Origin of the sequence: Nocardia sp. NPDC050378 (assembly GCF_040655675.1) — a bacterium.
In the GTDB taxonomy this organism is placed as follows: Bacteria; Actinomycetota; Actinomycetes; order Mycobacteriales; family Mycobacteriaceae; genus Nocardia; species Nocardia coubleae.
On sequence record NZ_JBFAKI010000034.1, the window covers coordinates 1 to 12,097 of the forward strand.

Genomic DNA, 12,097 nt, shown 5'->3' on the forward strand with positions numbered 1-12,097 from the left:
CGTCCTGTCGAACCGGACGTGTAGATCACATATGCCGGACTCGCCGCGCTCAGCGACCCGTTTCGATCACGTGCAACCGGATTGCGGTCCATACCGCCGATAACCGCATCAGAACTCAGCAGCAGACAAGGCACATCGGTGGGAACCCTGTGCTCAGTGTCGGGCACGACCAGGGTGAGCGTCGGTGAGGTGTCGGCGAGCATGAACGCGATCCGCTCTCCCGGATACTCCGGGTCCACCGGCAGATAAGCCGCCCCCGCCTTCAGTACTCCCATCAAAGCGACGATCAGCTCCGCCGACCGGGGAAGCACCACACCGACCACGTGCTCTGGCCCGATGCCCCGCCCGATCAGCTCATGCGCCAACCGATTCGCCCGCGCGTTCAGTTCGCCGTAGGTCAACTGAACATCATCGAAGACCACCGCCACCGCGTCCGGGGTGCGTGCCACTTGAGTCTCGAACAGCTCCGCCAACGCAACATCGGGCACATCGGTAGCGGTGTCGTTCCACTCCACCACCAACTGCCGTCGCTCGGCCTCCGTCAGCAGATCCACCGTCTCGATCCGCGTGTCGGGATCGACCGTGACCGTGTCCAGAAGACGACGCAACCGGTCGACAAAACCCGCCACCGACGACCTATCGAACAAATCAGTGCTGTACTCCACGACGACGCGCAGGCCACTAGGCAACCCGCCGGATCGCAGCTCCACGAACTGCAGAGACAGGTCGAATCGGGAGGTACCGGTGCCGACGAACTCGAACACGGTGTCGACACCCGGAAAGCGGAAGTCCCGCACGGCCACGTCCCGGAGGGTCACAAGGACCTGGAACAGCGGGTGATACGCCATGGACCGAGCCGGGTTCAGTGCCTCGACGAGCTGCTCGAACGGCACGTCCTGATGCTCATACGCGGACAGGTCGTCCGCACGTACCCGGGCCACTAGGTCAGCAAAGGTTGGGTTGCCCGAAGTGTCGGTACGCAGCACGAGCGTGTTGACAAAGAACCCGACCAAACCATCGAGAGCCTCGTCGGTGCGACCAGCGATCGGACTACCCAACGGAATGTCGGTTCCCGCGCCAAGGCGCGTCATCAGGGCCGCGACAGCCGCCTGCAACACCATGAACACGCTGGCACCGGTGTGGTTGGCGACGTCAACGATCTGCTGATGCAGGGCGGAATCCAACTGGAAGTCGACCAAGTCGCCCCGGAACGTCGCGACCTCGGGCCGGGGCCGGTCGGCGGGGAAGCCAACCTGCTCTGGCATCCCTTCCAGCACGCGACGCCAGTACGTCAGTTGGGAGGCGGACAGGCTCTCCGGTTCGTTCTGGTTGCCGAGGAGTATGTTCTGCCAGAGCGTGTAATCCGCATACTGCACCGGCAACGGCACCCAATCCGGAAGACTCCCAAGGCTTCTGGCTGTGTAGGCCGAGGCCAGATCGCGGGAAAGTGGTCCCAGCGACCAGCCGTCACCGGCAATGTGATGCAACACCAACAACAACACACTCTCGCGCGACGTCTCGTCATCATCCTGCGAATAGAACAGGTGAGCGCGGATCGGCACATCGACGGTGATATCGAAGGTTCGACGCGCGGCGTCACGCACGCCGCGATCGATCCCGTCCCAGGACACCTCGGTCACATCCAGCGACGGCACAACGTTGTCGAGGACATGCTGATGCGGTACGCCGTCGTGTTCGGGGAAAACCGTACGCAGCGCCTCGTGGCGTTCCACCACATCCGACAACGCAGCCCGCAACGCGGCCACATCCAACCGCCCGGTCAACCGCAACGCCATCGGAATGTTATAGGTGGCGCTCGGACCTTCCAACTGATGCAGGAACCACAACCGCCGCTGCGCGAACGACAACGGCAACAACTCCGGCCGCTCAACAGCGACGACCGGCGGACGCACCGGCCGCTCACCATCCAACCGAGACATCACGCCGGCAACGGTTGGTGCATCGAACAGGGCACGCATCTCCAACTCGACACCCAAAACCGCGCGCACCCGACTCACCAAGCGAGTCGCCAGGAGCGAATGCCCACCGAGAGCGAAGAAGTCGTCATCGACACCCACCAAGGCCAGCCCCAACACCTCAGCGAACAAGCCCGCCACAATCTCCTCATGCGGCGACCGTGGAGCCCGTCCGGAGTTGCCTGTGCCTGCCAGTTTCGGGGCAGGGAGCGCGCGGCGGTCCACCTTGCCATTCGTAGTAAGGGGAAGCTGCGCCAAGACCATCATCACGGACGGGACCATGTGGTCGGGGACGCGTCTCGCGGCGAACCGACGCAGCTCCGCCGCAAGGCGTCCATGACCGTCGACCGCAGACGGGTTGCTGACACACGAGGTGAGCGACTTCCCCGCAGTATCCAGGTACGTGCCTGTGACCGGCCTGCCAGCGCCCCGGTGGAAGATCACATCCAGGGTCCCGTCCAGTCCCCCGGCCCATGTCACGACGACCTCGTATCCGTGACGTGCGCCCAGTTCCCGCAGCGCGTCCGGCTCGACGCCTGCCACGCTCGTGGCGAGTTGCTGGGCGCGGGACACGGAATCGCCCTTGTCCAGCGCCTGCAGGGCGGCGAACTCACCGTGCAGGCGAGCGTTGACCACAGAACATAATCGAACCGCGGTCGGGACCTGGTCGCGAAGGTGCGCGTCCACCTCATGCAGGTCCGAGACGTCACGCTCCCAGTGCAGTTGGGGGGCGTCGCGCACGTCGAGGGCGTTGACAGGTTCTTTGTGGAGCACGACGTCGTAGCGGTAACGCGTCAGCTCGTTGTGCGCACCACCTTGCTTGACCCGCACGTCCACCGCACCGATCCCACCCACTTCGTCGGCAAAAGCGGCGAAGAATGCCGGGTCGACCGACAACTCCTTGTCCAATGCGATCGCCTGTTCAACAGCAGACCGCACCATGACCACGTCCGCGTCCGACTCGGTCCTGGCGAGACGTACGGCCGTGTGGAAGCAACGCCGCGACCGTAGGTCCCGCAAGTCACCCACAAACACCCGGCCGCCGGGGGCCAACAAGCCCACTACATCCCGCAGCACCCGTACCAGATACTCTGCGCTCGGGAAGTACTGCGCCACCGAGTTCAGTACCACCGTGTCGAACGCACCCCGGGGAACATCCTCGAGTTCGTCGGCGGCTGCTACCTTCAGCACGACACGGTCCGCCAACCGCTCGTTCTTGGCGACCTGGGCACGAAGACGGTCGATTACCGGCGCCGAGAAATCCACGCCCCAGTACTCGTCATACTTCTCCGCCAACTTCCCCAGCAACAAACCCGTGCCCACCCCGACCTCGAGCACTCGACGACCGCCCAAGGCCGCGATGCGCGCAACCGTCGCGTCTCGCCATTCCCGCATTTCGGGCAGCGGAATCGGTGAACCGTCGTAGCTGCTTTCCCACCCTCGAAAATCCTCCCCCAATTCAACTGGATCACCCCCGCTGTAGAGCGAGTCGTAGACCGACTGCCACTCGTCCACTCGCTCACCGGTGTCCTCGATGGTGCGCGTGTCGTCCTCGGGAACCACGTACCCGACCAGACGACGATCACCGAGCCGGTCCTCCCACACGACTACCGCGGCCTGCCGAACCTCGGGGTGAGTGCGCAGCACCGCCTCGATCTCGCCCGGCTCGATCCGGAAGCCCCGAATTTTCACCTGGTCGTCCGCCCGGCCGACGAACTCCAATTGGCCGTCCGCACGCCATCGCACGCGGTCACCTGTGCGATACATCCGCGAGCCGTCCTCGCTGAAGGGATCCGGAACGAACCGCTCGGCGGTCAGCGCGGGCCGCCCGTGGTAGCCCAGCGCGACACCCGCACCTGCCACGTACAGCTCTCCTGCGGTCCCTACTGGGACGGGCCGCAGGACGGCGTCCAGAACACGAATCCGGGCGCCGTCGACGGGGCCACCGATCGCCGGGGCGCCGGTACCGGCAGCAACGTGGCAGGTGGTGGCGTGGACGGTCGTCTCGGTCGGCCCGTAAATGTTCACGACCCCAACATCGGGCAGCACGGCCGACATCCGACTCACAAGCTCCGCCGGCAACGCCTCGCCGCCGAACACGATCCGTCTCAGAACGAGGGTGTCTGCGATGTCGGGCCGCGACTCGAGCGCCTCGACCATCCGCTCGCCCGCCGACGGCGTCTGACTCAGCACCGTCACGCCTTCGTCGGCAAGTAGTGTCACCAGATCCGGCGCCGACCGACTCGTCATGAACGGCACGACCACCAGTCGCCCGCCATGTGCCAGAGCACCCCACAACTCCCACACCGAGAAGTCGAACGAATACGAATGGAACAACGCCCACACGTCCTTCGGACCGAACCCGAACCAGTGGTCGGCACCGCCCAGCAGTCGCACCACATTCCGATGCGTTACCACTACCCCCTTCGGGCGGCCGGTTGAACCCGATGTGTAGATGACGTGTGCCGGACAGTCCGCCGACAGCACACCGATCCGCTCGTCATCCGTCACGTCGTGCTCGGGCCGGTCGAACACCGGCCCGTCCACCGCGATATGGTCCACGCCTGTTGGCACCGTCTCCGCCGTCGCGCCGGCGACCAAGACCACGGCAGGGGTCGCGTCGCTGAGCAGGTATGCCACTCGGTCAGCCGGATAGTCCGGGTCCACCGGCAGGTAAGCCGCGCCCGATTTCTGCACTGCCAGGATTGACACGACCAGGTCGAGCGACCGGGGCAGCATCAGTCCCACTATCGCCCCGGGACCCACACCGCGAACAATCAACTCCCTGGCCAGCCGGTTGGCCAGGGAGTTCAGCTCCCCGTAGGTCAGCTTTGCGCCCTCGAACACGACAGCTACGGCGGAGGGCGTGCGGGTCGCCTGAGCCTCGAACAGCTCCGGCAACGTGGCTTCCGACAGATCGCGGGCCGCGCCATTCCAGTCGGCGATCATCTGGCTCGACTCCGGCTCGGAGAGTAGGTCGATGTCGGCAACGCGCAGGGCCGGGGCGTCGAGATCATAGAACCGGCGCAGCATGGCGAGCACACTTGAGTGGTGCACGTCTGCTTCCTGCGGGTTGTAAGCCGCGGGGTTGAACTCGCTGTCGACCAGCACCTCGCCTTGTGCCGGATCGCCGTGCACAGCAACGGTGAGGTCGTCGACCACTCCCAGCGCGACGTTGCGCCGCTCGGCACGAAAGGTGGGATAGCTGCTCACCAGGGGGAATGGGATGATATTGACCCGGACGCCCGTGATCGATCTGATGTCGGCCGGGATGATCCCATCGCGCGCCAGGAACTCGCCCCGGTAGAGCTGATGTCGGGCGGATCCGTCCACGGCCCGTCGGGCACGGGTGATCAGTTCCGCAACCCGGTCGCCCGGCGCAACGTGGAGCCGTAGCGGCAGCAGGTTGGAAATCATTGCGGGCACTCCGCGGGCCTGCGCAGTGGTGCGGCCGTGTAGTGGGAAGCCGAGGACGACATCACTCACCGAGGTGGCGCGCTGGACATACGCGGCGACGGCCGCGACGGCGGTAGCCGCCCAGTCCCGCCGCCCATAGCCGACCGGAGGCTCAGAGAGCCGCAACACAGACCGTCTTCGGTGGAACTCACCGAGAGCAGTGGCGGGGGTCAGTGCGAAGCTCGGCCCTGGCAGAGGTGCATCGTGCAGCTGCTCCCGCCAGTAGGCGCGGTCGGCCTCGATATCGGGCGAGTCCAAGTAGCGGCGTTCCTCGGTCAACAGCGCCGCGACGGAACCGAACCATCGGTCTGGGCGAGGCCTGCTCCTGAGCAAGGCGTCGTACACCTCGAACACCCTGCGGGCGACGATTGCCATGGTGTAGGCATCGGCGACGATGTGGTGGTAGCTGTGATACCAGAGGAATCGGTCCTCGGGCGTCAGAAACAGCACCGACGTCACAAGCGGGTCGAGATCCAGGCGCAGAGTTGTCTGTATGTCGGCACGCATCACGGCTTCGGCGTCGGCCCGCCAACTCGCCGATGAGGTCAGGTCGACGACCCGTAGGTCAACCTCCTGATCAATGAACGTTTGACGCAGCCCGGCGTGGTCGTAGCTGATTCTGGCACGCAGGCCCTCGCTCTCGGTGAGCACTATCCGAAACGCTTCGGAAAAAGTGTTAACACTCAGTTCACCGACTATTTCGTAATACTCACCCAAACGATAAAGAGAGCTTTCCTGAGAGTTGAACTGGCCAAAGTAGACCCCCTCCTGGGCCGCCGACAGCGGAAAGCTATTGCCTCTTTGGGAAACTTCACAAAGCACGAAACTGCCTCCCCCTGCGACTCCCGCGAAAACGGGAAGACGGTCAAACTCAAGAAATACAACTCGGCGGCAACGTGTTGCCTTCAATCGTTTCTAGCACATCCTTTGCGGACCTAACAGTGGCGTGCGTCACAGCCATCGCATCCTTCCGATCGTTCCCAAAGCTGGTGTGGCCGTGCTAGATTCGAAACCATCAGCCGGCAAGCCAACTGCTATAGTTCCAGTTGGCAGCTCTGCGGGGAAGTTTTGCGAACCGGCGGTGGATCCGGATACGGCATCCCCCGGAACGCTGAAGGGGAGGATTTTATGGCAACGCCACCACTGGCGCCACATTTGGATCACATAGGTGTGCAGACGGCCGATCTGAGCGGTTCGTTGGCATGGTATCGGGAGTATTTCGGCGCCAAACAAAACTGGACGCTGGATCGCTTCTCTGCCCTGACGAGAAGCAGACTTCCCGGGATAATTCAGCTGGTGGAACTTGCCGCCAATGGAATCAAATTCCATTTGTTTGAACGCGACTCTAAGTCACCCCAACTCGACAGTGTCGCCGTGCAGTTCCAGCATGTCTGCTGGTCGGTAGAGTCCGAATCGGAGCTGCGGCACTGGCGCGAGCGATGGCTCGAACTACGCGAGTCAGGCAAGTACACCTTCGAGCGTCCCGACCTACCAACCGAGATCGTCACAGACTCCGACGGCGTCCAGAGCTTCTACTGCTTCGACGTCAACGGTCTTGAGTACGAGTTCACATTCAACCCCTCGCCGCAATGAGTAGCTTTACTGAAGCGGACATGTCCTCCGCGCTCGACGAGTGGAGCTACGGCGACTCGGTGTATGGTCTTGAACCGCTCGTGCTTCCAGAACCAGGCTCGCTGCCGGTCTACACCGAGGCGGCCGACGAGTCGGCACACCTGACGACCAAGCGCGGCAACCACCACCGGCTCACGATCTCCCCTGTCACCACAGAGGACTTAGAGCGGCTGTTCTGGTTCCGGTGGATCACCGGTCACCATATCTCCTTCATCCTCTGGCAGTTGATCGCCAACCGGATGGCTGGGGTCGCCGAGGGCGACCGTTCGGGACCGAGTATCGCGCGTTGGGTCCGCGGCTATAGCGCGTCACTGCTATACACGAGTTCCTGCACCAGAGAGATCTACAACTCGCTTATCCGACCGAGCATGTACCGCGTGCACCCCGGTTTCAGCGGTACGTGGGCGCCGGACTACGTGCCGTTGCGCGGGCTGTTCCGGCGTGGAAAACTTCCGCCAGTCGCGCCGAACGAGCAAGAACAGCTGCTGCGTGAGATCGGGCTCGCCAACCAGGTTCATATAGGCGTCGCCTCCAGGCTCGTCCCGAATGGACGATCACTGCTCCAGAATGTCGCCGCCGCTGGCTCACTGAGCAGGCAACCACAAACCTGGGCCACATTCTTTGACTGTTATTTCATCACGCTGCGCGCACAGGTCCCCGTGCAGCAAGTCCTCACGCAACTGGTGCGCCGCTGCAGGGCGGTAGTCGTCGACATCAACGCAAACGGTCTGTACCCGGCGGCTGCCTGCTATCCGGAGGAGTTCCCCGACGAACTTAGGTCCACCCCTGTCCAGGCACTTCAGAAGGAACTGTTCGAGATCATGGTGGACATCGCAGGTTCGGCGGCGTCCCACCCCAGTGCACAGTCGGCAGGGAGGCGGACATGAGAAACGGGTTTCGGCACGGCGTGATGATCCTGCCCGAGCATAGCTGGAAGGTCGCCCGCGAGCAGTGGGTTCTGGCTGAGGAGTTCGGGTTCGACCACGCGTGGATGTATGACCATCTGGTGTGGCGCTGGTTCCGGGAGAAGGCGTGGTACGCCACCGTTCCGACGCTGGCAGCGGTCGCAGCGTCCACGACACGGCTGCGGTTCGGCACCCTGGTGGCCAGCCCAAGTATCCGCCACCCGGTCGCGCTTGTGAAGGACATGATGACCCTGGACGACATTTCCGGCGGTCGAGTCGTCTGTGGTGTTGGTGCCGGCGCCGCGGGCGGACAGGACGACGCCGTGGTAGGGCAACCTGAACTATCCCGGCGCGAGAGTTCCGCCCGATTTACCGAGTTCGTCGAGCTCACTGACCTGCTGCTACGCCAACCTGTGACGTCCTACACGGGGAAGTACTTCAGCACGACCGAAGTCCACCTGCACCCCGGAAGCGTGCAGCAGCCCCGGATCCCCCTTGCGGTGGCCGCCACCGGACCGAAGGGGATTCACACTGCGGCGAAGCACGGCGACGTCTGGGTCACCACAGGATGGCCCGGCCACGGTGAGCTGGCGCGGTTCGACGCCGCCATCCCGGCATTGCGTGAGCAAGCGGCACAACTGGATCGGGCCTGCCACGAGGCGGGCCGCGCCCCGAAGGACGTGCGCCGGATGCTGGTTACGGGGGCGAAGGTCGGCGGCGAACTGGAATCGTTGGGGTCCTACCGGGACGCCTGCGGAATGTTGGACGAGATCGGCTTCACCGACCTCGTCTCACACTGGCCCCGCCCGGACTTCCCTTACGAGGGAAGCATGTCAGTGCTCGAGAACATTGCGGGCGAGCTACTAACCCCATCTGAGTCCACTCAGGACAGTTGAGACCGGAAGGATACTCGGTGCGCTCTCGCCCGGAACTGCATGGTACAAACGGCGCCGTCTCGTCGACGCACTGGCTCGCGTCTGCCGCAGGCGCGGCGGCATTCGACCGGGGCGGCAACGCCTTCGACGCGGCCGCGACTGCGGCGTTCGTTATCCAGGTGGTGGAACCGCACCTAAACGGGCCAGCGGGCGACACGCCGATCATGGTCTACGACGCAGCCGCCGAGGAAGTGAAGGTGGTCTGCGGACAAGGTCCAATGCCCTCAGCGGCCACCGTCGGCGCGTTCCGTGAGCGGGGGCTGGCTGAAGTACCCGCCTCCGGCTTGCTGCCGGCCTGCGTGCCCGGTGCGTTCGGTGCATGGCTGCGCGTGGTTGGTCGGTACGGCAGGCTACCGATCGCGGACGTGCTGGCGCCTGCGATCAGATATGCCGAGGACGGATATCCACTGCTGCCCAATGCATCGAGGATGATCAGCGCGCTGGCACCGTTGTTTCGCGACGAGTGGACGGAATCGGGAGCCACCTATCTCAACGGCGGGCGGGCGCCGAAACCGGGGGCACGCGTACGAAATCCTATCCTGGCGAGAACATTTCAACGCATCCTCGACGAGGCGAAGGCACGGACGTCGAACCGGGAGGCGCAGGCCGAGGCGGCCATCGACATCTTCTATGAGGGTTTCGTCGCCGAAGCCATTGACGACTTTATGGCAACTGCGAAGCCCCTCGACTCAACAGGGTCTCGCAACGCAGGACTACTGACAGGCGCCGACATGGCAGCATGGCGGCCTGTCGTCGAGGACCCTGTCGTCGTCGGCTATCGAGGACTTCTCGTCCACAAACCAGGACCCTGGTCCCAGGGGCCGGTATTCCTTCAGCAACTGGCGCTGCTGGAGGGTTTCGACCTCAAAGAATTCGGCTTCGGGAGTGCCGACCACCTCCATACAGTGGTCGAGTGCGCAAAGCTGGCCTTCGCGGACCGTGAAGCGTGGTACGGCGACCCAAATCACGCGGACGTACCCATTGCGGCGCTGCTTGATCCTGAGTACTCGGCTGCGCGGCGCGCCCTGATCAGCGGTGCGCCCTCAAGCATCCTCCGACCGGGCTCCCCGGGTGGTCGGGTGCCGTGGGTTCCGTCCTTCGCCCCATCTTCGACGGCGACGGATGGCCCGGATTGGCTCGCTGAACTGGGCGAGGGCATCCCCGCTATCATGCGGTTGACTGCGAGTACAGGGGATACGACCTGCATCAGCGCGACCGACCGCGAAGGGAACATGGTGGTAGCAACCCCTAGCGGCGGCTGGCTCAAGAGTTCGCCCGTAGTGCCCGGTCTGGGATTCCCCCTCGGCACGCGAGGGCAGATGGCACTGCTCGCCGAGGGGCACAATAACGTCCTCGCACCAGGCAAACGGCCGAGGACGACGTTGAGCCCGACGCTCGTTTGCACTGACGACGGCCGACCCTACCTTGCCTTCGGCACTCCTGGTGGGGACCAGCAGGACCAGTGGACGCTGAACTTCTTCCTCAACCACGTCGACTTCGGCATGAGCCCGCAGCAGGCGATCGAGGCCGCCACCTTCCACAGCGAGCACGTGCCGACGTCGTTCAGCCCGCGGCAATCTTTCCCGCTCGGCGTGTCCGTCGAGGACGGTATCCCGGAGACCGCCATCGCCGAGCTGCGGCGCCGGGGCCACCAGGTGCGCGTCACACCCGCCATGTCGCTCGGCAAGGTATGCGCGACTGGCGCCCGTTCGGACGGGGGGGTGTTCGCCGCCGCGTCCCCACGGGGGGAGCAGGCGTACGGTGTTGCACGCTGACACTGGAGGTTGATAGTCGCCGCCCGTACCAGAGTGCGGTGGCTCATCGCTTTAGAGCTCTCCTAACCGGCACGGCGGTCGGGGGACGAAGCCCCATCCGGCATCACTGGCGGTCAACCTTGTCCACCGCGTTGCGGCCGCCTTATTACAACGAGCAGGCGCGCGACGGTTACAACAGCAGGCCCTCATCACACCGAAGACGACGCCGGTCGAGGTAACCAATGTCGCTGATTCGTATGGACCTTGGACTGACGTTGACAACTCAGGTTGTCCGGACACCCGAGCCGCGTTGAGCGTTTCAACGATACCATCTCGATCGGCCCGGCTCAGATCACCACCACATTGCGACACCGCCATGACCCGGTGAGCACGAACCCATTCCCCCGCCAAAACAGTCAGGAGCACACGCATGACCGGGGCCATTCCCCCCAACGCTGAAGTCGTGGCGACCATCCGAGCACTCGAGACCGAACGCTATACCGCGATGGTGGCCGGCGACATCGACCGCTTCGTCGCACTCGCCCATCCCGACCTGCTATACACCCACTCCAACGCCGAGGTCGACACCCTCGAGAGCTATCTGGCCAAACTCCGCAACCGGCACTACGTCTACCACCACATCGACCACCCGGTGCACCGGATCGCAGTGGTCGGCGATACCGCCCTGGTCTCCGGAGAGATGCACGCCGATATCACCGCGGGCGGGGTGCGCAAGCGGCTGGCCAACAGCGCGCTTGCGGTGTGGGTGCGCGAGCGTGAACGCTGGCGGTTTTTCGGCTACGGGCCGACTGTGATCCCAGGAGCGACGTGATAAGCCAGTTCACCTACGACGGGATACCCGACCGGGTTCTGTTCAGCTGGCCCGCGCCTCCGAATGTGAGCCCAGCGCCGTAACCTGCATGGCTCAGTTTCAGCGACAAAATCTTCGATGCAGAAATTGTCACTAAAGGTGAGCGTGAGACGGTATCCGGGTACGCGCCACCTCGCCCACCTTGGCGGTCGGCGACGAAGACGGATCGTGCAGCGAGTGCAGAGTTCTCGAAATCAGAATGGGCAGCCTGACCCCGCGACGTTCACCTGAACTCGTCGCGGATTGGTGAGGATCGAGATTCCGTTGCTGCCGTTACGCCTGCGGCGGCACACTCCTGATGGACCATTACCGAGGCGGCGTCGCGCAACTCGGATGCCCGGAGGAATTCTGTAGTTTTCGTCGGCGTCTGTTCCCCTGTTGATGTTGATACCGACTCCGGACAAGAATCCTTGCCTAGTAGCTCTTGGTTGATTGCCTTCTGCCGTTCCCGCAGCGTGTGAAGCCGGTCGGCGTGAACCGTCACGGATTTGGGGCCGCTTCCGTCTTTGAGGAAGATGGTTCCCATCATGTCGAAGCGTTACCCGCCCGAGGTTCGTGAGAAGGCCGT

Annotated in this window: 7 protein-coding genes; 5 read left to right on the forward strand and 2 right to left on the reverse strand. The window is 63.9% G+C overall.

Annotation, left to right across the window (positions count from 1 at the left end; translation table 11 throughout):
* Window positions 1–6,254, reverse strand: a 6,254-nt coding sequence (locus tag AB0I35_RS32125) for an amino acid adenylation domain-containing protein (RefSeq protein ID WP_357400068.1), incomplete at its 3' end; no start/stop codon positions are given.
* A gap of 306 nt (window positions 6,255–6,560) precedes the next feature.
* Between AB0I35_RS32125 and AB0I35_RS32130 the strand changes: the two genes are divergently transcribed.
* From AB0I35_RS32130 to AB0I35_RS32150, 5 genes are all read left to right on the forward strand, one after another.
* Window positions 6,561–7,025, forward strand: a complete 465-nt coding sequence (locus tag AB0I35_RS32130; protein WP_357400069.1) for a VOC family protein — start codon at window positions 6,561–6,563, stop codon at window positions 7,023–7,025.
* A 20-nt stretch (window positions 7,026–7,045) separates the two neighbouring features.
* On the forward strand, window positions 7,046–7,951 hold the full coding sequence (locus AB0I35_RS32135; RefSeq protein WP_357400070.1) for a hypothetical protein: 906 nt from the start codon (window positions 7,046–7,048) through the stop codon (window positions 7,949–7,951).
* The gene (locus tag AB0I35_RS32140) at window positions 7,948–8,865 is read left to right on the forward strand and encodes an LLM class flavin-dependent oxidoreductase (protein WP_357400071.1); all 918 of its coding nucleotides are present in this window, start codon (window positions 7,948–7,950) and stop codon (window positions 8,863–8,865) included. The genes AB0I35_RS32135 and AB0I35_RS32140 overlap by 4 nt, the downstream gene beginning before the upstream one ends.
* A 17-nt stretch (window positions 8,866–8,882) precedes the next feature.
* Window positions 8,883–10,679: a gamma-glutamyltransferase family protein gene (locus tag AB0I35_RS32145; RefSeq protein ID WP_357400072.1), complete on the forward strand. Its 1,797-nt coding sequence runs from the start codon at window positions 8,883–8,885 to the stop codon at window positions 10,677–10,679.
* Between the two features lie 409 nt (window positions 10,680–11,088).
* On the forward strand, window positions 11,089–11,490 hold the full coding sequence (locus AB0I35_RS32150; protein WP_357400073.1) for a nuclear transport factor 2 family protein: 402 nt from the start codon (window positions 11,089–11,091) through the stop codon (window positions 11,488–11,490).
* 262 nt (window positions 11,491–11,752) lie between these two features.
* On the opposite strand, the gene AB0I35_RS32155 is transcribed toward AB0I35_RS32150, so the two are convergent.
* Window positions 11,753–12,058: a hypothetical protein gene (locus AB0I35_RS32155; RefSeq protein WP_357400074.1), complete on the reverse strand. Its 306-nt coding sequence runs from the start codon at window positions 12,056–12,058 to the stop codon at window positions 11,753–11,755.
* Between the last annotated feature and the right edge of the window lie 39 nt (window positions 12,059–12,097).